At 64.6% G+C, this 25,949-nt stretch carries 24 protein-coding genes; 12 read left to right on the top strand and 12 right to left on the bottom strand.

What is annotated here, in order from left to right; genetic code table 11:
* Positions 1-7 precede the first annotated feature (7 nt).
* Genes AB4Y43_RS20800 through AB4Y43_RS20785 form a run of 4 tightly spaced genes read right to left on the bottom strand, consistent with a single transcriptional unit; the run spans position 8 to position 3,407 of the window.
* On the bottom strand, positions 8-1,045 hold the full coding sequence (locus AB4Y43_RS20800; RefSeq protein WP_368728674.1) for an LLM class flavin-dependent oxidoreductase: 1,038 nt from the start codon (positions 1,043-1,045) through the stop codon (positions 8-10).
* An 11-nt stretch (positions 1,046-1,056) separates the two neighbouring features.
* Positions 1,057-2,016 carry a flavin reductase gene (locus AB4Y43_RS20795; protein ID WP_069267997.1) on the bottom strand — a complete coding sequence of 320 codons (960 nt, stop codon included), beginning with the start codon at positions 2,014-2,016 and terminating at the stop codon, positions 1,057-1,059.
* Between the two features lies 1 nt (position 2,017).
* Entirely contained in the window at positions 2,018-2,836 is an 819-nt protein-coding gene (locus AB4Y43_RS20790) for an alpha/beta fold hydrolase (protein WP_368728673.1), read from the bottom strand.
* On the bottom strand, positions 2,805-3,407 hold the full coding sequence (locus AB4Y43_RS20785; protein ID WP_254315446.1) for an amino acid synthesis family protein: 603 nt from the start codon (positions 3,405-3,407) through the stop codon (positions 2,805-2,807). The genes AB4Y43_RS20790 and AB4Y43_RS20785 overlap by 32 nt, the downstream gene beginning before the upstream one ends.
* A gap of 156 nt (positions 3,408-3,563) precedes the next feature.
* On the opposite strand from AB4Y43_RS20785, the gene AB4Y43_RS20780 reads away from it, so the two are divergent.
* The 11 genes from AB4Y43_RS20780 to AB4Y43_RS20730 all read left to right on the top strand — a co-directional run bounded on the left by AB4Y43_RS20780 (position 3,564) and on the right by AB4Y43_RS20730 (position 14,397).
* Positions 3,564-3,854, top strand: coding sequence for a DUF1330 domain-containing protein (locus tag AB4Y43_RS20780; protein ID WP_368728672.1), 291 nt, complete (start codon positions 3,564-3,566; stop codon positions 3,852-3,854).
* A gap of 135 nt (positions 3,855-3,989) precedes the next feature.
* Complete coding sequence (locus AB4Y43_RS20775) at positions 3,990-4,676, top strand: GntR family transcriptional regulator (protein ID WP_368619554.1); 687 nt, start codon at positions 3,990-3,992, stop codon at positions 4,674-4,676.
* 246 nt (positions 4,677-4,922) lie between these two features.
* Positions 4,923-5,813 carry an alpha/beta fold hydrolase gene (locus AB4Y43_RS20770; RefSeq protein ID WP_342946177.1) on the top strand — a complete coding sequence of 297 codons (891 nt, stop codon included), beginning with the start codon at positions 4,923-4,925 and terminating at the stop codon, positions 5,811-5,813.
* Positions 5,806-6,774: a flavin reductase family protein gene (locus AB4Y43_RS20765; protein WP_342946176.1), complete on the top strand. Its 969-nt coding sequence runs from the start codon at positions 5,806-5,808 to the stop codon at positions 6,772-6,774. The genes AB4Y43_RS20770 and AB4Y43_RS20765 overlap by 8 nt, the downstream gene beginning before the upstream one ends.
* 94 nt (positions 6,775-6,868) lie before the next feature.
* Positions 6,869-7,900, top strand: a complete 1,032-nt coding sequence (locus AB4Y43_RS20760) for a polyamine ABC transporter substrate-binding protein (protein ID WP_368728671.1) — start codon at positions 6,869-6,871, stop codon at positions 7,898-7,900.
* A 40-nt stretch (positions 7,901-7,940) separates the two neighbouring features.
* Positions 7,941-8,825 (top strand): ABC transporter permease, encoded by an 885-nt coding sequence (locus AB4Y43_RS20755; RefSeq protein WP_069268005.1) that lies wholly within the window; start codon positions 7,941-7,943, stop codon positions 8,823-8,825.
* 1 nt (position 8,826) lies between these two features.
* Entirely contained in the window at positions 8,827-9,621 is a 795-nt protein-coding gene (locus tag AB4Y43_RS20750) for an ABC transporter permease (protein WP_368728670.1), read from the top strand.
* Positions 9,622-9,637: 16 nt separating this feature from the next.
* Positions 9,638-10,726, top strand: a complete 1,089-nt coding sequence (locus AB4Y43_RS20745; RefSeq protein ID WP_069268007.1) for an ABC transporter ATP-binding protein — start codon at positions 9,638-9,640, stop codon at positions 10,724-10,726.
* 11 nt (positions 10,727-10,737) lie between these two features.
* A complete protein-coding gene (locus AB4Y43_RS20740; protein WP_368728669.1) occupies positions 10,738-11,445 on the top strand; it encodes a GntR family transcriptional regulator in 708 nt (235 codons plus the stop codon).
* Between the two features lie 78 nt (positions 11,446-11,523).
* Positions 11,524-12,984, top strand: coding sequence for an NAD-dependent succinate-semialdehyde dehydrogenase (locus AB4Y43_RS20735; protein WP_368684854.1), 1,461 nt, complete (start codon positions 11,524-11,526; stop codon positions 12,982-12,984).
* A 39-nt stretch (positions 12,985-13,023) separates the two neighbouring features.
* On the top strand, positions 13,024-14,397 hold the full coding sequence (locus tag AB4Y43_RS20730; RefSeq protein WP_368728668.1) for an MFS transporter: 1,374 nt from the start codon (positions 13,024-13,026) through the stop codon (positions 14,395-14,397).
* Between the two features lie 89 nt (positions 14,398-14,486).
* Here the strand turns inward: AB4Y43_RS20730 and AB4Y43_RS20725 are convergent, their stop codons facing one another.
* From AB4Y43_RS20725 to AB4Y43_RS20710, 4 genes are all read right to left on the bottom strand, one after another.
* Complete coding sequence (locus tag AB4Y43_RS20725; RefSeq protein ID WP_368728667.1) at positions 14,487-15,932, bottom strand: aldehyde dehydrogenase (NADP(+)); 1,446 nt, start codon at positions 15,930-15,932, stop codon at positions 14,487-14,489.
* Between the two features lie 17 nt (positions 15,933-15,949).
* Complete coding sequence (locus AB4Y43_RS20720; RefSeq protein ID WP_368728666.1) at positions 15,950-17,125, bottom strand: fumarylacetoacetate hydrolase family protein; 1,176 nt, start codon at positions 17,123-17,125, stop codon at positions 15,950-15,952.
* Between the two features lie 140 nt (positions 17,126-17,265).
* Positions 17,266-18,495 (bottom strand): porin, encoded by a 1,230-nt coding sequence (locus AB4Y43_RS20715; protein ID WP_368619545.1) that lies wholly within the window; start codon positions 18,493-18,495, stop codon positions 17,266-17,268.
* Positions 18,496-18,551: 56 nt separating this feature from the next.
* Entirely contained in the window at positions 18,552-19,379 is an 828-nt protein-coding gene (locus AB4Y43_RS20710; protein WP_368728706.1) for a MetQ/NlpA family ABC transporter substrate-binding protein, read from the bottom strand.
* Between the two features lie 216 nt (positions 19,380-19,595).
* Between AB4Y43_RS20710 and AB4Y43_RS20705 the strand changes: the two genes are divergently transcribed.
* The gene (locus AB4Y43_RS20705) at positions 19,596-20,558 is read left to right on the top strand and encodes a sulfonate ABC transporter substrate-binding protein (RefSeq protein ID WP_368605808.1); all 963 of its coding nucleotides are present in this window, start codon (positions 19,596-19,598) and stop codon (positions 20,556-20,558) included.
* A gap of 56 nt (positions 20,559-20,614) precedes the next feature.
* Here the strand turns inward: AB4Y43_RS20705 and AB4Y43_RS20700 are convergent, their stop codons facing one another.
* Genes AB4Y43_RS20700 through AB4Y43_RS20685 form a run of 4 tightly spaced genes read right to left on the bottom strand, consistent with a single transcriptional unit; the run spans position 20,615 to position 25,641 of the window.
* Positions 20,615-21,811 carry an acyl-CoA dehydrogenase family protein gene (locus AB4Y43_RS20700; protein ID WP_368728665.1) on the bottom strand — a complete coding sequence of 399 codons (1,197 nt, stop codon included), beginning with the start codon at positions 21,809-21,811 and terminating at the stop codon, positions 20,615-20,617.
* A gap of 18 nt (positions 21,812-21,829) precedes the next feature.
* Entirely contained in the window at positions 21,830-22,882 is a 1,053-nt protein-coding gene (locus AB4Y43_RS20695) for an aldo/keto reductase (RefSeq protein WP_368728664.1), read from the bottom strand.
* Positions 22,883-22,924: 42 nt separating this feature from the next.
* Positions 22,925-24,520, bottom strand: a complete 1,596-nt coding sequence (locus AB4Y43_RS20690; RefSeq protein WP_368684862.1) for an ABC transporter substrate-binding protein — start codon at positions 24,518-24,520, stop codon at positions 22,925-22,927.
* 56 nt (positions 24,521-24,576) lie between these two features.
* Positions 24,577-25,641 (bottom strand): ABC transporter substrate-binding protein, encoded by a 1,065-nt coding sequence (locus tag AB4Y43_RS20685; protein ID WP_368728663.1) that lies wholly within the window; start codon positions 25,639-25,641, stop codon positions 24,577-24,579.
* Between the last annotated feature and the right edge of the window lie 308 nt (positions 25,642-25,949).

The following is a 25,949-nucleotide window of genomic DNA, read 5'->3' as shown; positions in this document are numbered from 1 at the left end:
CCGCCCCTTACCTGAATGCAGGCATGACGTCGTTGATCATGCGCTCGAGTGACGCCTTCTTGCGCTCGAAGCTCATGCCCGTATCGATCCAGAACGAGTACTCGTCGAAGCCGAGTTTCTCGTAGGCCCGCAGACGCCCGATCACTTCCTCGGGCGCGCCGATGACGTTGTTCTTGCGCATCGCCTCGGGCGTATAGAACGGGTGAGCGGCGATCTCTTCCTTCGTGAGGGGCTTGATCATGCCGCGGCTCACAGGGCGCTCATTCTTGAACCACGCGCCGAAGTAGTTGTAGAACGTGTTCACTTCGTCGGCGGCGATCTGCGCGTCGTCCTCGCTGCTCGCCACGTACGTGTGGCGCAGCAGCATGATCTGCGGGCGCGGCACGTTGCTGAACTTCTCGCACGCGGCGTTGAAGTGGCCGACGAGCTTCTCGACTTCTTCGTCGCCGAAATGCAGCGGCGTGACTTGCACGTTGCAACCGTTGGACACGGCAAATTCGTGGCTGTTCGGATCGCGCGCGGCTACCCAGATCGGCGGATGTGGGCGCTGCAGCGGCAACGGCGACGACGTCGTCGAGGGGAATTTCCAGAATTCGCCTTCGTGCGCGTAATCACCTTCCCACAGCTTTTTCACGGCCGGAATGAGTTCGCGCATGCGTTGGCCCGCGCCCCACGCGTCGAGCCCCGGCATCAGGCGTTCGTACTCGAACGAGTATGCGCCTCGTGCAATGCCCAGATCCAGACGGCCGTTCGAGATGATGTCGGTCATCGCGGCTTCGCCGGCGAGCTTGATCGGGTGCCAGAAGGGCGCAATGACCGTGCCCGTGCCGAGCCTCACGTTCTTCGTCTTGTTGGCGAGGTCCGCGATGTTGAGGAACGGATTGGGCGCGATCGTGAAGTCCATGGCGTGGTGCTCGCCGGTCCAGATCGCATGCATGCCGCCGCGATCGGCGATCTGGCACAGCTCGATCATTTCGTCATACAACTGCTTCTGACTGGTCTGATCGGAGACGCGCTCCATGTGAACGAAAAGTGAGAATCGCATGATGGAACCTTTCAGGAATGAAGCGGGCGGACTGTGCCGTTGCTATGGTCGCCGAAGTACATCCCGTAGCTCTTCAGTTCGCTTTCCTTGCGGTAGCGCTGGAGCATGCTGGCAAGTGCGCTGTCCTGGAACGCTTGCGTTTGCACGTCTTCCAGACTAACGAATTGTGCCGAGGCGTCGCCCGCTGCGGCGAGTTCATCCGGCGCGCTGCACAGGAACGAGATGTACTGGTAATGGGTTTCGGTATTGTTGTAGACCGAATAGATGAAGCTTGCCGATGCATCGGGCTGGTACTTCGTGAAGATCTCGGCGAGCGCCTTGTCGGCGCCTTCCTTGCCGATCTCTTTCGAAGGCAGGCCCCATTTGCCGTCTGCGTTTTTCACGAGCAGCACCTTGTCCTCGCGCGCGATGATCGCGCTCACGATGACTTTCGGACCCGCGATGACTTCCGCCGATACCCTGGCCGGCGTGAAATAACCGCCGCGATAGTAGCCGAGGCCAGCGAACCCCGCGGAATGAAACGCCTCGACCCGGCCGACGATCAGCGCGTGGTCGCCCGCGTCGATCACGGCGTGCGTCGTGCAGTCGAACCAGGCGCTGACGTCGCCAATGAGCGGGTTGCGGTTGGCGCTCAATTGCCAGTTCACGTTGGCGAAGCGGTCGTCGCTCGGCCGCGCGAACGTGTTGGACAAATCCTTTTGTCCTTCCGCGAGGATGTTGATGGCGAAGTGGCCCGCAGTGGAAAACGTCTGGTAATTGCTCGACGTCTTCGCAATGCTCACCAGCAGCAGCGCGGGGTCGAGCGAAACGGACGAAAACGAATTGGCGGTGAAGCCGAGCGGCTTGCCGTCGTCCGTCGCGGTCGTCACGATCGTCACGCCCGTCATGAACGCGCCGAACGCGTCGCGCAGCTCGCGCGTGTTGATCTTCGCGGCTTGCGGGTTAACTACCTGGCTCGTGTCTTGGCTCATTTCACACTTCCACTTCGTGGTTTTCCGCCTGCGGCTCCGTCTGCAACCAGGCACGCAGCGCGCGATTGACTTCGTCGGGCGCGGTGAGGTTCACCATGTGGCGTTCGTTTTCGATCACCACGGCCGTGCCGTTGTGCGCGGCTTGCGCCATCTGTCTCGCCATCTCCGGCGTCGAGTTCGGATCGTCGGCGCCGGTCAGGACGAGAGCAGGGCAGCGAATCGTTTGCCAGCCGTCGGCGTACACGTCGTCGCCGCCCGCGAACGCCGTGTAGGCCGTCGCGTAACCCGCAAGGTTCACCGACTTCAGCCACGACTCGACCTTTTGCGCCGCCACTTGCTGGGCTTCGTCCGCGTTGAACCAGCGTCGCAGCGGCGTATCCACGTCGATGGTGCCCGAGCGCAACTCGGCGGCGCGCTGCAGCACGGCTTCGCGCGCCGCTTCGGTACGCCGGTACACACCGTTCAGGACTGCCACACGCTTGACCAGATCGGGACGCGTGACCGCGACGCCAGCCGCGATCAACGAACCCATCGAGTGCCCCGCCAGATTGACGGGACCCACGTGCAGCGCCTCGACGAAACTGGTTGCCCACTCAACGAACTGCGGCAAGCCGGCGCCCGCTTCGAGCGCATCGCTTCGACCGTGGCCCGGCATGTCGACCGAGATCACGCGGAATTCGGCCGAGAGGTCTTCGATCTGCGGATACCACGCGCTCGCCTGCATGCCCACGCCGTGAATCAGCACGAGCGGTTCGCCCGCGCCTTGCTCCAGATAGTGCGCGACGCGCTTATTTGACAGCTGCAGGGTTCTTGACGTCATTTCCGAGCTCTGCGAGGTCTTTGTAGCGATCGCCAATGCGGTGATGCGGGCGGCCACCCGTTGCGGCGCCAATAGCGACCACGAGTTCGTCGGCGGCCGGTGCATCGGCAATCGAGAACTGGAGCGTGAGATAGTGCGAGCGGCGGCCTTCGTCGTTCTTGTCCATCATCGGGATGAGCAGCGGCGCATTGGCCGGGCCACGCGTGTTGTTGAACGCGAGATACGACTTCGCGCCCACCGCCGAGCGATAGATATTGCCGAAGTGCAGGGTGTGGATGAGCGCGGACGCATGCTCCAGTTCGCCCGCAAGACCCACGATGGCGCTCTTGCCGAACGCTTCGACCGCTTCGCCCGAACCGGCTTCGTCGATGATGAGCTTCGTGAGGTGCTCGCTCAGTTGCGGCGCGATTGCGCGAATCTCGGGCGAGAGGTCTTCCACGTAACCGCGGCCCGCCCACGGGTTCTTGATCACCGCGACCGCGCCGATCATTTTCAGCGGCTTCGCAGCGGCCTTGTCGCCGTCTACGAAGACGTTCTCGACATGGAGGATGGATTTGCGAATCAGGCTCATGGCAACTTCCTTCGTACGTTGATTGTGTGAAGCATTTTGGTATACCATGTTACGGCATGCCATGAGTGTTAACCCGATAGCTCACTGTGAACCCCGTCTGCCAAGGGATTGCCGCTTTTTCTTGATGAATCCGACGATGAAAAACGAGGAGGAGAGATGACTGCATACTGGATTGCACATGTCACCGTGCTGGACGCCGCGAAGTACAAGGACTACATGGACATCGCGCCGCTGGCGTTCAAGAAGTTCGGCGCCGTATTCCTCGCGCGCGGTGGTGCGGCGCAGGTGCTGGAAGGCGAGCCGTTTGCGCGGCACGTCGTGATCCAGTTCCCCGACATGCAAACGGCGCTCGACTGCTACCACTCGCTGGAGTATCAGGCGGCCAAGGCAAAGCGCGATGGCCATTGCGTGGCGCAGATCTCGATCGTCGAGGGGCTGGAGGACTGACCGGGCCGTTGCGGCGGGGCGCAAAAGGGGCGAAAGCGCAGGCAGAAGGAAAGCTGGACGTCAGTTGCGTCATAATATGGCATTCCATGTCCGCGTCCTTGTGCGCGGGCTTTCGTCCTTCTCCTGTTGCCGCCTATGCAAGACCTCAAAATCGATCGCAATGCCAAGACCCTGCGTGAGCTCACGCTCGACAAACTGCGCGGCGCGATAGTCCAGGGGTATTTCCGGCCGGGCACGCGCCTCGTCGAACGCACGCTGTGCGACGAGCTTGGCGTGAGCCGCACGGTGGTGCGCGAGGTGCTTAGGCATCTCGAGACCGAGGGGCTCGTCGAGACCGTCGCGCGGCAGGGGCCGATCGTGGCGCGGCTCGATCCCACGCAAGTGGGCGAGATCTACGAGTTGCGCGGATTGCTCGAAGCCAATGCTGCCCGGGCCTGCGCCGAGAACGCCACGCCCGAAGTCGTGCAGCAGCTGCGCGCGATCCGCGCGATCATCGAGGATGCGTTCGAAAAGCGCGACCTGCCGCGCGTGGTGGAGCACACCGAGCGCTTCTATGAAACGCTGTTCGAAGCCGCCAACAAGCAGGTGTCGCTCACGGTCGTCAAAACGCTCAACGCGCGTATCAACCGCTTACGCGCGTTGACCATCGCGATGCCGGGGCGTGGCGGCGACTCCAATCGCGAAATGAACCTGCTGCTCGACGCCATCGAGCGGCGCGACGGCGAAGCGGCCTCCGCGGCGTCGTTCGCGCATATCAAGCGAGTCTCCGAGCTGGCGCTCTCGGCGCTTGCCCAACAAAACGAAGGGCTCAGCGACGCCTGACCCTTTAGCTGACCCGCCAGCTAAAAAAGGCCGCCGGCACATGCCGGCGGCCTTTTCTTTTGTCTGCTCAATTCAGGTGATCGCGCGCGGCCCAAAGTGTGCCAGCGCGCCCGCGAGCGATCTCATGGTATTCCATAATACGCAATAGTTTGTTGTGGGCCATAAGATGGCATACCATAATCTCATCGAACGCGAACTCCGGCGATTTTCCGTATCGCCCGAGTTGCCGGATGGAGCCTGAATTCCATGAAGCCTGCTTTCGCCTCCGAACATGGCGTCTCGCGCGCGCAGCGCGGTCGAACCGCGGGCACGTGCTACAGCGTGTACGCGCCGCAATCGAGCGCCGCGTGCGAAACCGTGGTGCTGATCCATGGCGTCGGCATGAATCAGAGCGTGTGGGCGCCGCAGATCGATGCGTTGTCCGAATCGTTTCGCGTCGTCGCCTACGACATGCTGGGTCACGGCGAGAGCGCGCTGCCGAGCGCACAGCCCACGCTCGACGAATACGCCGCGCAGCTCGAGTCGCTGCTCGATGCCATCCAGGTCGAGCGCGCGCACGTGGTGGGGCATTCGATGGGCGCGCTCGTCGCGCTCGAATTCGCGCTGCTCAATGCGCCGCGCACGTTGAGCGTCGTTGCGCTGAACGCGGTGTACGACCGCACGCCGGCGCAGCGCGAAGCGGTGATGACGCGCGCGGCGAGTCTCGGCGAAGCGCCGGCCGCAAGCGGCGTGGACGCGACGCTCTCGCGCTGGTTCGGCCACCCGATCCCGGGGCATCTGACCCAGGCGGCGCAAGCGGTGCGTGCGCTGCTGCTCGCCGTCGATCCCGTGGGCTACGCGCGCACGTACCGTCTTTTCGCATCTTCCGACGCCGCGCACGTGGGCCGTCTCGCGAATCTGGAGGTACCCGCGCTCTTTCTCACCGGCGAGTGCGATCCGAATTCGAGCGCGCAGATGTCGCACGCGATGGCGTCCGTCGCGCCGCGCGCCCGCGCGGAAGTCATTGCGAACGCGCGCCACATGATGAACGTGACCGACCCGGAACGCGTCAACGCAAGCCTGCTCGCGTTCCTGGCCGTTGCGTCGGCGACGCAGGCAGCCAATACCGCAGCAAACACAGGAGAACGCCATGGCTGAGCCGATGACTGCCCAACCCGCGCAACCGGCTTTCGATATCGCCGAATTTCGCCGCGCGCTGGGCGCGTTCGTGACGGGCGTGACCGTCGTCACGACGATCCAGCCCGACGGATCGCCGCGCGGCTTCACAGCCAACTCGTTCACCTCGGTGTCGCTCGACCCGCCGCTCATTCTGGTGTGCATCGCCAAGACGGCGTCGAGCTATGCGGTGTTCTCGCAAACGGGCCGCTTCGCGGTGAGCGTGCTCGCCGAAGACCAGCAGCAGGTTTCGGGCGTGTTCGCCTCGAAGGCCGCCGACAAGTTCGCGCAAGTGCCCTGGAGCGCGCGCAAAACGGGTGCGCCCGTGATGGACGGCGCGGCGGCGAGCTTCGACTGCACGACGCATGAAGTCGTCGACGCAGGCGACCACATCATCCTGATCGGCCGCGTGGTGGACGTCGTGCAAACGAGTTCGACGCCGCTTGGCTACTGCCGCGGCGCGTACGTGAACTTCAGTCTCTCGCAGGATGCGCTGGCTGCAGCCGGCGTGCGCGCGAAAGTGGGCGCGATTCTCGAGCATCGCGACGGCCTCGTGCTCATCGACACGCCCGAAGGCGTGGCGTTGCCGACGGGCGTCAAGCTCGAACCGGCCAGCGACGCGGCGAGCCTGCGCGGCGTCCTCGCGAAGCTCGGCCTGCGCGCGCATCTCGACTTTCTGTTCGCCGTGTTCGAAGACGGCAGCGGCAAAGGGCCGAGCGAGCATATCTACTACCGCGGCCGCGTGATTCACAACGGCTCGCCCTGGCTCGACAGCAGCATCCGCATCGTGCCGCTCTCGCAGATTCCTTGGGACGAATTGAGCGACGACGCCGTGCGCTCGATGCTCGAACGGTATGTGCGCGAACGCAAGCAGGACGCATTCGGCATCTACGTGGGCGACAGCGAAGCCGGCACCGTGCAGCCGCTCGCCCTCGCGCATTGACGGCACGGCACCGAACACAACCATGAAGAAGCCGACGGGTCTTCCCGCAGCCGGCCTGACGAAGCGACAACCAACCGTATCCCCGGAGATAGCCATGAGCAGCAGAAGCACCTCGTTTATCGCGCCGATGTTCATTGCGTGCGCAGCGACACTCGCCGCAGCACCGGCACTGGCCGCAGACCCCATCGTCTTCACGAGCTGGGGCGGCACCACGCAATCGTCGCAACAGAAGGATTGGGCGCAGCCGTTCACGCAGGCGAGCGGCATCACCGTGCTGATGGACGGCCCGACCGACTACGGCAAGCTCAAGGCGATGGTCGACAGCGGCAACGTGAGCTGGGACGTCGTGGACGTGGAGGGCGACTTCGCCTATGCCGCGCAGAAGGCCGGACTGATCGAGCCGATCGACTATTCGGTGGTGAAGAAGGACGAGCTGGACCCGCGCTTCGCGTCGCAGGCCGCGGTGGGCAGCTTCTATTACTCGTTCGTTCTCGGCTACAACAAGGCGAAATACACGGGCGGGCAGCCGCAAGCCTGGGCTGACCTGTTCGACACCAAGCGCTTCCCGGGCAAGCGCACGTTCTACAAGTGGTCGGCGCCGGGCGTGCTCGAAATCGCGCTGCTCGCCGACGGCGTGCCGCCCAACAAGCTCTATCCGCTCGACCTCGACCGCGCGTTCAAGAAGCTCGACACGATCAAGAGCGACATCGTGTGGTGGAGCGGCGGCGCGCAGTCGCAGCAGCTGCTCGCATCGGGCGAGGCGCCGATCGGCATGTTCTGGAACGGCCGCCTGCACGCGCTCGCGCAAACCGGCGTGCCCGTCGGCATTTCGTGGAACCAGAACCTCACCGCCGCCGACATGCTCGTGATCCCGAAGGGCGCGAAGCACCGCGACGCGGCGATGAAGTATCTCGCCGCAGCGACGAGCCCGCAGGCCCAGGCCAAATTCGCGGCCGATACCGGTTACGCGCCGATCAACGTGAAGTCGGCCGCGCTGATGTCGCCGGCCATGGCGAAGACGCTGCCCGATCAATACAAGGCATCGCAGATCAATCTCGACATGAAGTACTGGGCCGAGAACCGCGATGCGATTGCGAAGCGCTGGTACGCGTGGCAATCGAAGTAAGCGAGTCCCGACGTCGCGAACCGGTTCAAAAGGAAACACCATGCCTAACGTATTGAGTACCGTCGCGCAACCGGCCGCGGCGGCCACGCGCAAACGGCGCGACTGGCGCAGCATGCGGCTGCTGGCGCCCGCCATGCTGCTGCTCGTGATCTTCTTCCTGCTGCCGGTGCTCTCGCTGCTGCTGCGCAGCGTGCTGGAGCCGACGCCGGGTCTGCACAACTACCAGCAGTTGCTCGGCTCGACCACGTATTTGCGCGTGTTCGGCAATACGTTCCTCGTGGCGACGGTCGTGACGCTCGTCACGCTGCTCGTGGGCTTTCCGATGGCGTGGCTGCTCGCCATCGCGCCGCGCAAGGTCAGCGCCGTGTTCTTCGCGATCCTGCTGCTGTCGATGTGGACCAACCTGCTCGCACGGACCTTCGCGTGGATGGTGCTGTTGCAGGAAACGGGGCCGATCAACCGCATGCTGATGGCGATCGGCGTCATCCATGAGCCGCTCTCGCTCGTCAACAACTTGACGGGAGTCACGATCGGCATGACCTACATCATGCTGCCGTTCCTCGTGATGCCGCTGCACGCCACGCTGCGCAGCATCGACCCTTCGACGCTGCGCGCCGCCGCCGTGTGCGGTGCGAGCCGCTGGCAGGCGTTCTGGCGCATTCTCGTGCCGCTCGCCATGCCGGGCGTCGCCTCGGGCGCGCTCATGGTGTTCGTGATGGCGCTGGGCTACTTCGTCACGCCCGCGCTGCTGGGCGGACCCTCGTACATGATGCTCGCGGAACTCATCGCGCAGCTCGTGCAGGAACTCTTGAACTGGGGCCTCGCCGGCGCCGCCGCATTCGTGCTGCTCGCCGTGACGCTCTCGCTCTATGCGCTGCAACTGCGCTTTACGCGCAACGCGCGCGCAAGTCTCGGAGGGCGCTGACATGTTGCTCGATTTCGATCGCCTGGGCGCGCTGCGCTGGATGTTGCTGGCCGTGGGCGGGGCCGTCGCGCTGTTTCTCCTGCTGCCCATTGTCTTTATCGTCGCGCTTTCGTTCGGCGACTCGCAGTGGCTCATCTTTCCAGCGCCGGGCTGGACGCTCGAGTGGTACCGGCAGCTCTTCACCGATGCGGGCTGGATCGACTCGCTGCTCACGAGCGCGAAGCTCGCCGTGATCGTCACGGTGCTCTCCGTCGCCATCGGTTTTCTCGCTTCGCTTGCGCTCGTACGCGGCAAGTTTCGCGGGCGCGGCGCGGTGCAGGCCTTCTTCATCACGCCGATGGTGCTGCCGGTCGTGGTGCTTGCCGTCGCGCTCTATGCGTTCTTCCTGCGCATCGGCATGAACGGCACGATGACGGGTTTCGTGATCGGCCACCTGATCATCGCCTTGCCGTTCTCGATCATCTCGATCTGCAATTCGCTCGCGAGTTTCGACACGTCACTGGAAGACGCTGCGCTCATTTGCGGCGCCTCACCGCTGATGGTGAAGCTGAAGGTCACGCTGCCGGCCATCCGGCTCGGGCTCTACGCCGCGGCGATCTTTTCGTTCCTCGCATCGTGGGACGAGGTGGTCGTGTCCATCTTCATGTCGAGCCCGACGCTGCAGACGCTGCCCGTGCGGATCTGGTCCACGCTGCGCCAGGACCTGACGCCCGTCGTTGCAGCGGCGTCTTCGCTGCTCGTCGCGTTGACAACGTTATTGATGCTGGCGGGCGCTCTCGTGCGCCGCGGCCGCTAATCGAGGTAAACAAGCCATGACTGCTTTCCTCCAAATCCAGCGCCTGCGCAAGACCTACGACGACGTCGTCGCCATCGACCAGGTGTCGCTCGATGTGCGCAAGGGCGAATTCATGACCTTCCTCGGACCGTCGGGGTCGGGCAAGAGCACGACGCTCTATATCGTCGCGGGCTTTCAGGAGCCCACGGAAGGGCGCGTGCTGCTCGACGGCAAGCCGCTGCTGGCGGTGGCGCCCAACAAGCGCAACATCGGCATGGTGTTTCAACGCTATACGCTCTTTCCGCATCTCACGGTGGGCGAGAACGTGGCGTTTCCGCTGCGCGTGCGCCGCCGCCCCGAAGCCGAAGTCAAGGCGAAAGTGGAAAAGATGCTCAAGCTCGTGCATCTTTCCGAGTGCCGCGACCGCATGCCCGCACAGCTCTCGGGCGGGCAACAGCAACGCGTGGCGATTGCGCGCGCACTGGCCTACGATCCGCCCGTGCTGCTGATGGACGAACCGCTCTCGGCGCTCGACAAGAAGCTGCGCGAGGAAATCCAGCTCGAATTGCGCCGCATTCACCAGGAGACGGGCGTGACGATTCTCTACGTCACGCACGACCAGGAGGAAGCGCTGCGCCTCTCCGACCGCATCGCCGTGTTCAACAAAGGCCGCATCGAGCAGGTCGGCACGGGCGAGGAGCTTTACGCGAACCCGGCTTCGCGCTTTGTTGCGAGCTTCATCGGCAATTCGAATTTCCTGCCCGTGAAGGTGACGAAGACCAGCGAAGGCCGCATGAACGGCGTGTTCCCGAATGGCCATGAAATCGCATCGGACGCGTTCAATCCGTCACTCGCCGCCGGCGACGACGGCACGCTGATGATCCGCCCGGAGCAGATGCGCCTCAGCTCGCTGCAAGGCGCAAACGGCACGACAGGCTTGCCCGTAACGGTGCGCGACGTCACCTATCTCGGCGACGCCATGCACTACGCGGTAGCCACGCCCTGGCAGCAGGAGATCTCGATTCGCATGCCAGCGGCGCATCGCCACGACGGCGGGATCATGATCGGCACGCAGGCGCTCGTCGACTGGGACGCGCGCGACGTGCGCCTGTTCGCGCAAGCGTGATGGCGGCTGTCATGAGTGACGCACTGCCATCGCTGCGGGTCGAACGCCCCACGGCCACCTTGCGGGAACTCGCGCTCGAAAAAATGCGCACGGCCATTCTGGAGGCGCACTTTCATCCAGGCGAGCGGCTGGTCGAGCGCTCGCTGTGCGAAATTCTCGGCGTGAGCCGCACCGTTGTGCGGGAAGTTTTGCGGCATCTGGAAACGGAGGGTCTCGTCGACTCGATTCCGAACCAGGGGCCGATCGTCGCCGTGCTCGACTTCGAGACGGCGGCGGAGATCTACGAAATACGCGCACTCCTTGAAGGCGAAGCCGCCATGGCGTGCGCGCAGCATGCTGACGAGAGCATCGTCGCGGATCTCGCCGGCTTCATCGACCGGATCCAGGCGGCCTTCGAAGCGCAGGACCATCATGCCGTGCGAGCACTCACCACGGCCTTCTACGAGCGCATGTTCATTGCCGGGCAAAAGCGCGTGGCCTGGGAGACCGTGCAGTCGTTGACGGCGCGCATCAACCGCTTGCGGGCCCTGACAATCGCTTCCGATGACCGCGGCCGCCAGGCTGTCGATGAAATGCACCGCATCCTGAGCGCCATTCAAGCCGGCAACGCGACCGGCGCACGCGAGGCCGCGATCGCGCACGTGGACAGAGTGGCCGAGATTGCGCGCCAGCTGCTGGCGGAGGGGCACGAGCACGCGTCGTGGCGCCAGGCAGGATAACGCAGCCTGGCTGTACTGACTATTGGCGTGCTCTGCCTGAGTGGGCCATCAACTTTTTATGCATCGAAGGAAAGTCACGTGGAATTGAAGACCCTGTTGAAAGACGCGGCGCTGTTGCGCCATCAAGCCTATATCGATGGGCAATGGTGCAAGGCCGACTCGGGCGCGAGCTTCGACGTGTTCGACCCGGCGACGGGCGCGTCGCTCGGCAGCGTGCCTTTGATGGGAGAAGCCGAAACGACGCGAGCCATCGAGGCGGCCAATGCCGCGTGGCCGGCGTGGCGCGTGCGCACGGCCAAGGAGCGTGCGGCAGTCATGCGCCGCTGGTACGACCTGATGATCGAGCACGCCGACGATCTCGCGCTGATCCTGACCGCGGAACAGGGCAAGCCGCTCGCGGAAGCGAAAGGCGAGATCGCCTACGGCGCGTCGTTCATCGAGTGGTTCGCCGAAGAAGGCAAACGCGTGGCGGGCGACACGCTAGCGACGCCCGCTTCGGACAAGCGGCTCGTTGTCATCAAGGAGCCGATCGGCGTTTGCGCCGCCATCACGCCGTGGAATTTCCCCACGGCCATGATTACCCGCAAGGTGGGCCCGGCGCTCGCGGCAGGCTGCCCGATCGTCGTGAAACCTGCAGAAGCCACGCCGTTCTCCGCGCTCGCATTGGCGGTGCTGGCGGAGCGGGCCGGCGTGCCCAGAGGCGTGCTCAACGTCGTCACTGGCGATCCCAAGGCGATTGGCGGCGCGATGACCAGCAGTCCCGTGGTTCGCAAGCTGTCGTTTACCGGTTCGACGGGCGTCGGGAGATTGCTGATGGCGCAAAGCGCGCCCACAGTGAAGAAGGTGACGCTCGAACTCGGCGGCAACGCGCCGTTCATCGTGTTCGACGACGCGGATCTCGATGCCGCGGTGGAAGGCGCCATCGCCTCGAAGTACCGCAACAACGGGCAAACGTGCGTCTGTACGAATCGCATCTACGTGCATGAGCGCGTGTACGACGCGTTCGCCGCGAAGCTCGCGACAGCCGTTAAGGGGCTGAAGGTCGGGCACGGTACGGAGGGCGGCGTCGCGCTCGGACCGCTCATCAACGAGGCAGCGGTCAGAAAGGTCGAAGCGCATATCGCCGATGCAGTGGGCAAAGGCGCGACGCTCGCCACGGGCGGAAAGCGCCACACGCTCGGCCAAGGCTTCTTCGAGCCCACGGTGCTGACCGGCGTCACCGCGCAAATGGATGTAGCAAGAGAAGAGACGTTCGGCCCGCTCGCGCCGCTGTTCCGTTTCTCGAGCGACGAAGAAGTGGTGAAGCTCGCCAACGACACGGAGTTCGGCCTCGCCGCCTACTTCTACAGCCGCGATATCGGCCGTATCTGGCGCGTGGCCGAGCAACTCGAATACGGCATGGTGGGCATCAATACCGGATTGATCTCGAACGAGGTCGCGCCGTTCGGCGGCGTCAAGCAATCGGGTCTGGGCCGGGAGGGGTCGCACTACGGCATCGATGACTATCTCGTCATCAAGTACCTGTGCATGGCGGTTTGATCGCCGGATTCACATAAAAAAGAATGGGGACACGCCGCCATGAATACGTCGTCATCAAGCAGCGCCGAGGTCACGCTGGAACGCGCGCAAAGCGAAGCGGACTACCGCTTCGATTCCGCTTCCGTTGCGATACCCACTCGCGTGACGGTGCGAGTCGTCGCGATCTGCCTTGCGATGATCCTTGCCGAAGGCTATGACGTCGCGATTTACGGGGCGGTGCTGCCCATGCTCACGCATGGCACCGACTGGTCCTTGTCGGCGCTGCAACTCGGCGCGATCGCAAGCTGCTCGCTGGCGGGCATGATGATCGGCGCAATGGGTGCGGGCACGCTCAGCGACATGATCGGCCGGCGCCGCATGCTGCTCGGCAGTGCGGCGCTCTTTTCCGCGATGATGGCGGCCGCCGCGCTCGCGCCCACGCCAGCCTGGTTCGTCGTCGCGCGGATCGTGGGCGGACTCGGGCTTGGCGGCGTCGTGCCGACCGCGGCGGCGCTCACGGTCGAATACTCGCCGCCTGGGCGCCGTTCTTTCAACTATGCCTTGATTTACACGGGATATTCGCTGGGCGGCATTCTGGTCGCGCTGCTCGCGATGAACTGGTTGCCGACGCACGGCTGGCGGTTGCTGTTCGGCGTGGGCGCCGCGCCGCTCATCCTCGTGGCGCTCACGGCGCGACATTTGCCGGAGTCGCTGGAGTTCCTGCTGGCGAGAAACCGCATCGCAGAGGCACGCGGCGTTGCACAAGCGCTCGGCATTCGACATTCGGCGCTAGAGAACGAAACCGGGGCGCGGGCCGTGCACGCTATGAATGCTGAAAAAGCCGCGCCGATTCGCGCGCTCTTCGACGCGTCCACCGTGCGCGCCACCCTGGCGTTCTGGATCGCGATGTTCATGGGCTTGCTTTTGCTCTACGGCCTGAGCACCTGGCTGCCGCAACTCATGCGCAAGGCCGGTTTCCCGCTCGGATCGAGCCTCGCATTGCTGGTGGTACTCAATTCGACCGCGGCTTTGGGCTCGCTGCTTGGTGGCGCGGTGGCCGACCGCCTGGGTTCGAAGTGCGTGGTCAGCGTGCTTTATCTGCTCGCCGCAGCCAGCCTGTGCGCGCTGCCGTTCGCCCATGGCACGCTGCAAACCTATGTGCTCGTGGGCATTGCCGGGGTAGGCACGATCGGCAACACGATGCTGCTTGGCGCGTATATCACGCGCTACTATCCGCCCCGCAACCGGGCGACGGGCATTGGCTGGGCGCTGGGAATAGGGCGTTTCGGCGCAATCGCCGGGCCGCTGATCGGCGGCGCGCTGGCACAGGCGGGCGCGCCGCTGCCGTGGAACTTCTACGCATTTGCGGGCGCGGGCCTCGCAGCGGCGCTTGCTGTGCTTGCCGTTCCCAGGCAGGTTGCAGATAGCGAGTAACTCAATGCTGAAAGTGAAAAGCGGAGACCGGATTCAATATCCGGTCTCCGCTTTTTTTACCGCTTCAATCGTGCGTGTTACGCCTTGCCTTATGCCGATGCCATTCCGCTCGTCGCGGCAATCGCCCATTGCGGCGCATCCTGCAACGCAACGGGGCGCAGGAAGCGCTCGATGGCCGCATAACCGACCGAGGTGGTTTGCGGCTGCGTCGAAGCGGGCCACGGGCCGCCATGCTGCTGCGCATCGCACACGGCAACGCCCGTCGGCACGCCGCCGAACAGCACGCGACCTGCGATACGTTGCGCAGCGACTGCGAGCGCACGATTTTCCGGCGTATCGGCTTGCGCGCCCCACAGCGTGACCGTGAGCGAACCTTCGACCGCGGCGAGCACGTCGAGCGTCTGCGCTTCGTCACGCACCTTCACGATCAGCGCGGCCGGACCGAACATCTCTTCGTGCAGCGCTACGTTGGCGATGAACGTCTGCGCGTCGGTTTCGAACAGACGCGGCGCGGGCGCTGCGGATTGGTCGTCGTCTGCCGGTGCGGCCAGACGCACGCGCACGCCCGCCTGGCTCGCGATATGCGCAGCGGCGCTTTCGAAGCCGCGGCGCATGGCGGACGTGAGCATGGCATGCGGCTTTTGCGCGGACAACGCTTGCGCCAGCGCCTGGGCGAAGCGCTCGCCGTCGGCGTCGTCGCGCACGACGATCAACCCGGGGCTCGTGCAGAACTGGCCGCAGCCCATCGTGATCGAAGCGGCGAGGGTGGCGGCGGGCGTATCGACGCCTTCCGCAAGGGCTTGCGGCAGCACGACGAGCGGATTGATCGAGCCGAGTTCCCCATAAAACGGAATCGGCCGGCGACGCGCATTGGCCGCGCGCCACAGGGCCACGCCGCCCTGATACGAACCCGTGAACGCCACCGCCGCGACATCGGCGTGACCGACGAGATGCACGGCCGCTTCGCGCGACGCCTGATCGACGAACGCAATCACGCCTTCGGGCAGGCCTTGTTCGCGCAGCACACGCGCGGCGAGCGCATGCACGCGGCGCGACAGTTCGGGATGGCCCGAGTGCGGCTTGACGATCACCGTGCAACCCGCGGCGAGTGCCGAGGCCGTATCGCCGCCGAGCACCGAGAACGCGAACGGGAAATTGCTCGCCGAGAACATCGCCACCGGCCCGAGCGGCAGTTGCACGCGCGTGAGGTGCGGGCGGCCTGCTGGCGGCGCGCCGGGAACGGCCGCGTCGTCGACGTGGCGATTGGCGATGCCTGCTTCCACGCGCTCGGCAAAGCCGCGCAGTTGAAACGCGGTGCGCGCGAGTTCGCCATTCAAACGCGCGGCGCCAAGCGACGTTTCTTCGTCCGCAATGGCGACGAGCTGCGCGGCGTCGCGTTCGAGCGCGTCGGCGAGGCCGCGCAGCAGGGCGCTGCGCACGGCACGCGCAGCCGCGCCGTAAAGGGCCTGTGCTTCACGCGCGAGCGCGGCGGCTTCGTCGATACGCGCGAAAGACGCGTTGTTTTCTGTCTGCATTCCGAATTCACTCCAGATTAAAAAAGACCGCGCTCGGCGAGATTGGTATAAAGAGCGCGCACGCCGAACGTCCACGGTTCGATTTCGGTGCAAAGGCGCACGGTGTTGACGATGGCGCCAAGCGGCGGCGCGCTGATCGTGACCCGGTCGCCGAGGTGATGCGTGAAGCCGCCGCCGGGCGCGTCGCGGTCCTTGATCGGCGAGAACATCGTGCCGAGGAACAGCATGAAACCGTCCGGATACTGATGGTGGCGGCCCCATGCCTGCGAAACGAGGTCGAGAGGATCGCGGCTGATTTCCTGCATGTGGCTCACGCCTTCGAGCAGGAAGTTGTCGTCGACGCCTTCCACGCGCAGAGAGACGCTGGTGGTACGAACCGTGTCGAGCGTGAAGCCTTCATCCAACAGACGAATGAACGGTCCGATCGCGCACGAGCCGTTGTTGTCCTTGCATTTGCCGAGCAGCAGGGCCGAGCGGCCTTCGATGTCGCGCAAATTGACGTCGTTGCCGAGCGTCGCCCCGACCACCTCGCCGCGGCTGTTGACCGCGAGCACGACCTCGGGCTCGGGGTTATTCCACGCCGAGGCGGGATGCAGGCCGATATCGGCGCCGAAGCCCACGGAGGACATCGGCTGGGACTTCGAGAACACCTCGGCGTCCGGCCCAATACCGACTTCCATGTATTGCGACCACGCACCACGGCGCTGAAGTTCTTCCTTCAGCTTGATCGCGGCCTCGGACCCCGGCTTGATTTTCGAAAGATCGGCGCCGATCAGCTTCGTGATTTCGGTGCGCACGTCCTGGGCTTTGGCGGAATCGCCACCGGCCTGTTCTTCGATCACGCGTTCCAGAAGACTCACGGCGAACGTCACGCCACACGCCTTGATGGCCTGCAGATCACAGGGCGCGAGCAGCCAGGGGCGATCCGCGGGGCGATCGCCCGCGAAGCTGTGTTCGAGCAGCGCCTCGGCCGTGCCCAGCGGCTCGCCTGGCGTATGCCGCACGACATCGAGCAGATCGTCGTATTCGAACAAGTCGGCCGTGGTGGGGGCCACCTGCGAAATATCGAAGACCATGCCGCCGCGCACCACGACGACGCACGGCCCGTCACCCTCCGGCGTGGGCCGCCAGACACGGCCGACGAGCAGCGCGCTATCGAGATCGTGCGGGAGATAAGCGGATGTTGAGGACATGGCGGGCGTTCCGGATTGAGCGTGGCGACACGCATCGTAGGGCGGATGCGCGTGCGCGTCCAAAGGAACGCCTCTTTGTCCAACTGGCTGGACGATCGGCCGCCGCGGAAGAATGACCCGGCGGCGGCCCGTAATGCGGGTTAGAACAGGTGCTTGATGCCGGCCGACACCGCAACCTGGTTCGAGGTTGTCGAGGGCGAGAGATAGCCGATGTCCGCGACTGCCTGGCGGCCCCACGAATCGACCCCGCTCGCATGCTGGTAGGCAGCCGTCACATACAGCTCGGTGGCTTTCGAGAGCGAGTAGCCGGTGCCCAGATTCCACTGCTCGTAGCGCGCGCCGCCTGTACCGTTCAAGTTGCCGCCGTTCGTGTAATCGAACGAGGTGCCGACGCGCAGGAAGGGCGTGACCTGGTAGCGCACGCTCGCCCCCACCGTATTGAACGAGGCCGTGCCATGGTAGTTCTGCGTGTTCAGCGCGGCAGTGGCGCCGAGATCGCGGTATTGCGTGTTCGACCAGGCGAGGCCCAGGATGGCGGAGCCGATCGTCCAGGTCGAGGCCACGGCGACCGTCTGTTGCGTGCGGGCGGACGCGAATCCCGAGATGGACGGGTTCGATGCCGGCGTCGTGGCGGACCCGGCGGAGCCGAGATTGTTGCCGGTGGCACTCGCATTCGCATTGGTGCCATAGAGCGAAGTGTTCGGATTGCGCGCGTTGATGATCGATGCCGCGACGGCAACGCTCGGCCCGGTATAGCTGAAGCCCGCGGACCAATACTGATTCTGCGTGAAGTTGCCGGCTATTCCGCCCAGGCTGTACAGCGCGCCGAACCGGAATCCTCCAAAGGAGTCCGAACTGTACTTGATCGCGTTGTTGATGCGGTGCGTGAAATTCAGATTGTCATAGTCGGCCGGATGGATCGCGAGGTTGCCGAAGTACCAGGCATAGAGCAGCGGCGACACATAATCCACCGCGGCGTCCGACTGACGCCCGAGCGATGCGGTACCGTAGTTGGGCGCGGTGACCCCGATCCAGGCCTGACGGCCGAACAGGGTGCCGCCCTGGCCGAGCGTGCCATTGCTGACGCTGAAGCCGCTTTCGAGCACGAACAGCGTCTTCACGCTGCCGCCCAGATCTTCGATGCCTTTCAGGCCCCAGCGGCTCGAACTCGGGCCCGAGGTGCCGCTGTCGAACTGGGCGACCTGCCCGCCGCCTGTGGGCTTGCCACCGGCAGGCGTTGCCGCCGTCTGAACGTTGTTCGTGTACGTCACGTTGCCCGTGACGATCCCGTAGAGCGTCACGCTGCTTTGGGCATAGGCGGCGACGGGCGACAGTGCGATGGTAGTGAGCGCGAGAAGTGTTTTTTTCATGGTTGTGGGCTTGTCAAGCCGTGGTCGAGGCTAAGGCATCGGAAACATCGAAAGAGTTAATGCGGGAAGTAGTCGGGCAGGCGATAGCCCCGGTAGGTCGGATTGCGCAGGATTGCCGCGCGGAATTCATCTGAACGATAGGCCGCGACGATATCGGCCGTTTCCTGCGAATTACGGTTCGCCGATTTGACGACCACTTGATTCACGTAAGGTGTGCGCATTTGCTCGAGTGCCAGTGCTTCGGTCAGACGGTGCCCGCTGGAAATGGCGAAGTTGCCCTGGATGGCTGCGAAATCGACGTCTTCGAGCGCACGCGGCGCCTGTGCGGTTTCGAGCGGGACGATGCGAATGCCGGCGGGATTGGCGACCACGTCACGCTCCGAAACATCCACGGGATTGGGATTCTCGCGAATGCGGATCCAGCCAATCTCTTGAAGAATCTTGAGCGCGCGTTCGAGGTTGACGGGGTCGTTTGGCACAGCGACCGTTGCGCCGGCCTTCACCTCGGAGAGCGAATGGTGGCGGGTCGAGTAGAGGCCCATGGGGGGCGTCGGCACTTGCACGACGCTGACAAGGTCGGTGCCGTTCCGGTCGTTGTATGCCTTCAGATAGACGCTGTGCTGCATCACGTCGGCGGCGATTTCGCCGTGCCACACAGCCTGGTTCGCTTCAAGCCCAGTGCTGAAGTTCACGTACTGGATGGTGTAACCCTTGCGCTTGAGTTGTGGCTCGACGCCTTCCCGGAATTCGTCGGCATACGGTCCGGGAACAAAGCCGACTCGCAGCACGTGCGCGGCATTTTCGGCGGCGTGGGCAGCCGGCGATGGCAGCGCAAACAGCGTGATAATGGAGAATAACGTTTGGATAACTAATCGATGTCGCATGATGTGTGACTTGATGGTTTGGAAAGGCCGATTATGGTTGGGCCCTTTGCGGACGGCCAATATTTAATCGAGATTTACATATCGGCCACGCGCAGGGATTACGAGGCGGCGTGGTTATCTTTAGCGGGAATTAGAAGCGCAGGATTCGATGGTTTTCACGCTGCCGCGCGGCTTATAACATTGGCTTCTTTCTATCTATTGCCGAGGCAGCCACGCATGAACGCACGCCGCAACTTCATTCGAATCTCAGCCGGAGCCGCTGCGCTCGCCGCGTTGCCGGTGCTCGGCGCGCTTCCCGCGCGCGCGGCCAGCGCATCGCGTACGTTGCGCGTAGGCAATCAGAAAGGTTATCTGAGTTTGCTGAAAGGACGCGGAACGCTGGAGAAACGGCTTGCTCCCCTCGGCGTCGCGGTCACATGGACAGAGTTCGATGCAGGCCCGGTGCAACTCGAAGCCCTCAACGTAGGCTCGATCGACTTTGGCGACGTGGGCGAGGCGCCGCCCATCTTCGCGCAGGCGGCCGGTGCGCCGCTCGCTTATGTCGCGGCCACGGTGCCGCGGCCGCAGGCGGAAGCGGTGCTCGTGCCGCACGCCTCGGCCATTCGCAGCGTGACTGATCTCAAGGGCAAGACCATCGCGCTCAATCGCGGCAGCAACGTCCATTATTTCCTCGTCAAGCTGCTGCAGGCGCACAACATTCAGTATGGTGACGTGAAAGTCGTGTTCCTGGCGCCCGCGGACGCGCGCGCGGCGTTCGAGCGCGGCGCCATCGATGCGTGGGTAATCTGGGATCCGTTTCTCGCCGCCGCGCAAAAGACCCTCGATGCGCGCATTCTCGCCGATGCGAGCGGCGTGGTCGGCAACCGCGCCTACTATTTTTCGTCGCTCAGCTACGCAAAACAGAACCCGGATGTCATCAAGATCCTCATCGACGAATTGAGCCAGATCGATCAGTGGGGGCAGGCCAACCGGGCCGCGCTCGCCACGCAGCTTGCGCAAGTATGGGGCTTGCCGAACGACGTGGTCAGCGAGGCGATCGGGCGCGCGCAGTTCGGCACGGGGCCGATCACGAAAGCCATCCTCGCCGAGCAGCAGCAGATCGCCAATACCTTCTTCGACCTCAAGCTGATTCCGAAGCGCGTGAACGTGCTCGAAGCGGCAGCGCCAGGCATCGTTTAGCGTGACGATTTTTCATCAGCCCCGGCCGCTCCCGCGCGCCGGGGCTTTCTCACAGCTCACAAGCCCAGCGCGCGGCGCGCCGCCATGGTACGCAACAAGCTGTTGGACGGCGCGTGAATGCGCGCGCACTGCACGTTGCGGTGATGGCGCTCGAGCGGATTGTGCCGCGCGATCCCATGATTGCCCGCGAGTTCGAGCGCGATATCCACGGCCTGAATCGCATTGTCCACCACGTTATGTTTGACGACGGCGGACAACTCGGCGGGCGCCGTACCTGCGTCGATCGCGTCGGCATGGGTGCGCAGCAGCCAGTCGTTGCTCGCCAGCAGCATCTCGATGCGTCCCATGCTTTCCTGCACGATGGGAACGGTGGCGAGCGCCGCCCCGCCTAGCGCGGCAGGCTTGCGCCCGGTGAGGAAAGTAAGCAGCCAGTCGCGCGCGGCGCGCGCCGCGCCGTCGTAGACCGTTCCGACCAGACTGAAGTACCACGCCGTGGCGTGCGGATCGCGCTGCACGCCGAGATGGGCCGGTCTCAAGCCGACGACATCGTCGACGGCAATCGCCACGTCCGTGAACACCACGTCGTGGCTTGCGCTCGCCCGCATGCCGAGCGGGTCCCAGGTCTCTACGATGCGCACGCCCGCCGCCTCGCGGGGGACGAGAAAATGGCCTAGACGCGGCTCGGGTTCGTCGGTACGTGCAAGCACGTTGATCCACGTGAGCAGGGGTGCGCCCGTCACATAGAGTTTGTGTCCCGTGATGCGCCACGAGGCGCCTTCGCGGCGCGCGAGCGTGTCTGGCAGGCCGCCGTGCGAAGGCGAACCAAGCGCGGGCTCGACCTGGGCCGCGTTGACGAGCGCGCGGCCTTCCACGCTCGCCCGCGTGAGGCGCTGCGCGAGCGCTGCGGGCCAGTTTCCCGTTTGCTCGCGCGCGTCGTGCACGATCATGGCGTGCTGGCTGTAGTGCATCGAGAGAATGAGCGCGACCGATGGATCGCCATAGGCGATTTCGGCGACGATCGCACGCGCCACCGCGAGCCCCGCGCCGAAGCCACCGTCGCTGCGTGCAATATTCGCGCGCAGCAGGCCCGCTTCGCGCAATGCGCGGAATTGCCCGAGCGGCGCGGTGGCATTGCGGTCATGCTCGTCGGCCAGGGCGGCAAACGCGCGGCCGAGCAGCGCCGCGCGCTCGATCAGCGCGGCGGCCTGGTCCTCGTCGCGCGCGAGCGCGGCGTCCGGAGTGAATGCGTTCACGGTGCTCTCCCTGGGCAATTAGCGTTCGCCGCCCGGCGCACGCGGGTCCTGCGTGGTGCCATGGCGCACGAGGCGTCCGAAGAACGGGTGACCGGGGTCGTTGAACCCCGGTGTCGAGGGATGGCCGCTTGCCACGAGCGAATCGACAAATGCTTCGTCATCCTCATCGAGACGATACTGTAGCGCGGGCAGATAGTCGCGCCATTGCGCTTCGGTGCGCGGTCCAGCGATCGCCGAAGTGATATAGCGGCTATTGAGCACCCAGGCCAGCGCGAATTGCGCGGCGGTGAGGCTGCGCTCCTTTGCATGCGCCTCTACGCGCCGCGCAAGCTCGATCGTTTCGGCGCGCCATTCGGTCTCGCTCAGGCGGCGGTCTTGCCGTCCCGCGCGCGTGTCGGCTCCGGGCTGGGCACCGGGCTCGTACTTGCCGGTCAGCACGCCACGCGCGAGCGGGCTGTATGAGATCACGCCAAGTCCATAGTGCCAGGCGGCGCTCAACTGCTCCGCCTCGACCTGGCGATTGGCCAGGTTGTAGAGCGGCTGGCTCGCAACGGGCCGCGGCACGCCCAGCAGATCGGCCACGCGGCTGAACTCGGCAATGCGCCAGGCGCGATGATTCGACAGCCCGTAGTGTCTCAGCTTGCCTGCCGCGATCAGATCGCCCAGCGCACGCACGGTTTCCTCGACTGGTGTGTGGTGGTCCTCGCGATGCAGATACACGAGGTCCAGATAATCGGTATCGAGCCGCCCGAGACTCGCTTCGACCGCGCGGATCACGTGCTTGCGCGACGCGCCGGCCGCGTTGATCTCGCGCGGGTTGCCAACGGGGTTGCCGAACTTCGTGGCGAGCACCCAGCGGTCGCGTTGCCGCGCGGTATGCCGGCCCACCACGCGCTCCGACTCGCCCTGGTGGTAGACGTCGGCGGTATCGATCGAATTCACGCCTTGCTCCTGCGCGGCTTCGATGATGCGTTCGGCCGTGGCGTCGTCGGTTGGTCCGCCGAACATCATCGTGCCGAGCGTCAGCGTGGAGATTTTCAGGCCGCTATGGCCCAGTTGCCGGTAGTCCATGGATTTTCCTTGAGTCATTCAAACAGTGCGACGTGAGCGCGCTCACCGCGACAGCCAGACATCGGCGAAACTCGCGGCCGTGCCGTCGGGTGAAATGGCGTGGTCGCGCACACGCTTCGAGGCGAGCGTCACCCACTGCGGCGACACGAGATTCAGGTCCGGCAGATCGTGCTCCAGAATGCGCTGGATCTGCACGAACTGCTGCTTGCGCTTCGTTTCATCGCTTTCCCGCGCAGCCTGCGCAAACAGGCCGTCGACTTGCGGGTTGCTGTAGTGCGAGCCGTTGGTGAAGGGCACGCCGCGGCGAAAGTTGTCGGTCGTGTACAAACGCGCCACGCCCACCACCGGATCGAACAGATTGCTCATGCCATTCACGGTGAAATCGAATTGCCGGTCGGTATAGACGCGCTTCAAATACGCCGCGAGATCCTGATTGCGGATCGTCACAGCGATCCCCACGCGGGCGAGCGCCGACTTGATGTATTCGCCCGTGCGGGCGGGCAGGTCGCCGATGGGCAGCGGGTCGAGCGTGAGCGCAAAGCGTGTGCCGTCCGCCTTGCGCGGATAACCGGCCTCGTCGAGCAGACGGTTGGCGCGCGCGATGTCGAACGGGTAGGGCGCGGGTGCCGCGTCATAGTAGGGGTTCGACGGCATCAGCGGGCTCGCGGTGGGCGTCGCGTAGCCGTAGTAGATGACCCTGCGGATCACTTCGCGATCGATCGCCGAGGCAATCGCCTGACGCACCTTCAAGGACTTGAGCACCGGATTGTCGAGATTGAACTCGATGCGCGCCACGCCCGCCTGAAACTCGTAGCCGCGTGTCTCGATGCCGAGCTTCGGATTGGCCTTGAGGCGGTCGAGGTCGGCGAGCGGCACGGGCGTATCGCCGCCGAGATCGACCGAGCCGTCCTCGAACGCCACCGCGCGCGCGGCGGGGTCGGCGATGATCTTCACGATGATGCGGTCCAGATACGGCTTGCCGGCGGTCCAGTAGTCGTCATTGCGCGCATATTCGATGTAGCTGCCGCGCACCCACTTGACGAAGCGAAACGGTCCGGTGCCGATCGGCGCGTTGTTGGCCGGATTCGCGAGCACGTCCTTGCCTTCATAGAGGTGCTTCGGCAGGATCGGCGTTTCCGAAGCCGAGAACGCACGTATCAGCCATGGCGTCGGCTCGCTGAGCGTCAGCACGACCGTATAGGGGTCCGGCGTGGCGATCGCGGTGACGTTCGCGAAGGTGGTGCGCGCTCGCGGATGCACGCGGCGCAGCGTTTCGATCGACCATGCAACGTCGGCCGAGGTAAACGGCGCGCCGTCGTGCCATTTCACGCCGTGCCGCAGATGAAACACATAGCGGCGGCCGCCGTCCTCGATCTCCCATGAGGTGGCGAGCAGCGGCTTGGGCTTGAGATCGAAGTCGTAGTCGAGCAAGCCTTCAATCACTTTCGGGCTGACCTTGAGGACATTCACTGCCGTCGTTGCGACATCCACGAGCGCAGTAGGCTCCGGCGTCACCACGAAATTGAGCGTGCCGCCGCGCGTTTGCGCGTGCGCGGCAACGTGAGCGGCCACGCTCGCCATGACGAGGAGCATGAGAACGACACGGCGTGGCGCCGTGCGCAGGAGGTGAGCGATCATCGGTTCGGCAACAGGCGATAAGAGGAAATGGACGCTGGCAGGCAGCGCCGCTTTGGTTATCCTGCGAGCACGCCGGCACGCTCCGCGCGGCGGGCCAGCGCCGCCTCGAGCGGCGCCGGATCGACCCATTGCGCGAAGTCGAAATCGTCCGCGATAAAGCCCTGCTCAAAGAGAAAGCGCTTGAAGTGCGCGAGCGCGTCGAGCGCTGCGGCATCGAGTCCGATCGCGAGTTGCCGGTGCAGGCCCGCGCCATACGCGCGTGTCACCCAGTGCTCGGCGCTGCGCACTTCGCGGGCGACATAGCGCGTGACTTCGCCGGGATGCGCGCCAGCCCACGCGGCCGCGTCGAGCGTGCGAACCAGCACGCGTTCGACGAGATCGGGGCGTTCGCGCAGCAGTTGCGCATCGACCGTGAGCGGGCGCGGCGTACCGTTGTTGGCGTGCGCCCGCCGGTCGGGATGCGCGCTGATGTCGACCAGCACGCGCGCGCCGAGCACGTTGGCGATATCGAGGCCCGTCGCACCCTTGACGAACACTACGTCGGCCTCGCCGCGCAGCAGCGCCGCTGCCTCGCGGGAAAACTCGTGAGCGCGCTGCGCATCGAGCCATTCGCCGAGCGGTGCCGAGTCGTCCGGTTTTGCGTGGGCGAGGCCACGGGGTGCATGCGGCAGATCCACGAGTTCGACCTCGGCTGACGAGACGCCGATGGCTTCGAGCAGCGTATGAAAGCCACGCAAAGCCGTGGCACGATGGAAATCGACGACCCCAGCGGCGGCATTGATCGGTAATCCGAAGCGACGCCCCGCGAGCGAAGCGCGCGTGGGCGTGAGGTGCGAATCGAGCGTGATGAACGCCTGGAACTCATCGACCCAGCTCAAACCGATGAGCCGCGTATCGCTGCCTTGCGCCCGCGCCCATAGCGCCGGTATGTTGCCGCCCTGGCGAAACGACCACGGCTGCGTATGCGTGAAGTGCGAGCGGCGAATGGCCGGGTCGTCGGCGTCCTGCAATGCCTTCACTTCGATGCCGTCGGCAGCGAATTCTTCCTGCAGCAATCCTTGCTGGGCGGCAATGCCGAATGGCGTCGGCGCAGGACAACGGGTGTACCAGAGCAGCGTCATCAAGATTCCTCGGTGGCGAACAAGGCGCATTGCGCACGATCTGTGCGCGGGCGGCATGGAACAATCGATTATCGGCAAGCGCTTGCGGCGAGGTCAAAGAACGAATCGTGAAATAGGTTCGTGCGCGGAAGTGATTTACTTTGGCCGCAACCCCGTGCTGCCCGATTGCGCGAACCGCCGGCCAACGCAGAGATGCGAATAACAAAATGCGAATTCCGTGGTTAGTCGCGGGCAATGCGCTCCCTATACTTTTCCTTTTGGCAAGACGCCCCGTGGCCGCCCGGGAATCAAACAATTCGCGGGCCTGA

It is taken from the genome of Paraburkholderia sp. BR10872 (assembly GCF_040965835.1).
GTDB classification, from domain to species: domain Bacteria; phylum Pseudomonadota; class Gammaproteobacteria; order Burkholderiales; family Burkholderiaceae; genus Paraburkholderia; species Paraburkholderia nodosa_A.
This window is presented reverse-complemented; position numbering and strand designations above follow the sequence as displayed.

Coding starts and splice junctions, on each gene's coding strand:
- AB4Y43_RS20800 (WP_368728674.1), bottom strand. CDS start 1,045: ATGCGATTCTCACTTTTCGTTCACATGGAGCGCGTCTCCGATCAGACC.
- AB4Y43_RS20795 (WP_069267997.1), bottom strand. CDS start 2,016: ATGAGCCAAGACACGAGCCAGGTAGTTAACCCGCAAGCCGCGAAGATC.
- AB4Y43_RS20790 (WP_368728673.1), bottom strand. CDS start 2,836: ATGACGTCAAGAACCCTGCAGCTGTCAAATAAGCGCGTCGCGCACTAT.
- AB4Y43_RS20785 (WP_254315446.1), bottom strand. CDS start 3,407: ATGAGCCTGATTCGCAAATCCATCCTCCATGTCGAGAACGTCTTCGTA.
- AB4Y43_RS20780 (WP_368728672.1), top strand. CDS start 3,564: ATGACTGCATACTGGATTGCACATGTCACCGTGCTGGACGCCGCGAAG.
- AB4Y43_RS20775 (WP_368619554.1), top strand. CDS start 3,990: ATGCAAGACCTCAAAATCGATCGCAATGCCAAGACCCTGCGTGAGCTC.
- AB4Y43_RS20770 (WP_342946177.1), top strand. CDS start 4,923: ATGAAGCCTGCTTTCGCCTCCGAACATGGCGTCTCGCGCGCGCAGCGC.
- AB4Y43_RS20765 (WP_342946176.1), top strand. CDS start 5,806: ATGGCTGAGCCGATGACTGCCCAACCCGCGCAACCGGCTTTCGATATC.
- AB4Y43_RS20760 (WP_368728671.1), top strand. CDS start 6,869: ATGAGCAGCAGAAGCACCTCGTTTATCGCGCCGATGTTCATTGCGTGC.
- AB4Y43_RS20755 (WP_069268005.1), top strand. CDS start 7,941: ATGCCTAACGTATTGAGTACCGTCGCGCAACCGGCCGCGGCGGCCACG.
- AB4Y43_RS20750 (WP_368728670.1), top strand. CDS start 8,827: ATGTTGCTCGATTTCGATCGCCTGGGCGCGCTGCGCTGGATGTTGCTG.
- AB4Y43_RS20745 (WP_069268007.1), top strand. CDS start 9,638: ATGACTGCTTTCCTCCAAATCCAGCGCCTGCGCAAGACCTACGACGAC.
- AB4Y43_RS20740 (WP_368728669.1), top strand. CDS start 10,738: ATGAGTGACGCACTGCCATCGCTGCGGGTCGAACGCCCCACGGCCACC.
- AB4Y43_RS20730 (WP_368728668.1), top strand. CDS start 13,024: ATGAATACGTCGTCATCAAGCAGCGCCGAGGTCACGCTGGAACGCGCG.
- AB4Y43_RS20725 (WP_368728667.1), bottom strand. CDS start 15,932: ATGCAGACAGAAAACAACGCGTCTTTCGCGCGTATCGACGAAGCCGCC.
- AB4Y43_RS20720 (WP_368728666.1), bottom strand. CDS start 17,125: ATGTCCTCAACATCCGCTTATCTCCCGCACGATCTCGATAGCGCGCTG.
- AB4Y43_RS20715 (WP_368619545.1), bottom strand. CDS start 18,495: ATGAAAAAAACACTTCTCGCGCTCACTACCATCGCACTGTCGCCCGTC.
- AB4Y43_RS20710 (WP_368728706.1), bottom strand. CDS start 19,379: ATGCGACATCGATTAGTTATCCAAACGTTATTCTCCATTATCACGCTG.
- AB4Y43_RS20705 (WP_368605808.1), top strand. CDS start 19,596: ATGAACGCACGCCGCAACTTCATTCGAATCTCAGCCGGAGCCGCTGCG.
- AB4Y43_RS20695 (WP_368728664.1), bottom strand. CDS start 22,882: ATGGACTACCGGCAACTGGGCCATAGCGGCCTGAAAATCTCCACGCTG.
- AB4Y43_RS20690 (WP_368684862.1), bottom strand. CDS start 24,520: ATGATCGCTCACCTCCTGCGCACGGCGCCACGCCGTGTCGTTCTCATG.
- AB4Y43_RS20685 (WP_368728663.1), bottom strand. CDS start 25,641: ATGACGCTGCTCTGGTACACCCGTTGTCCTGCGCCGACGCCATTCGGC.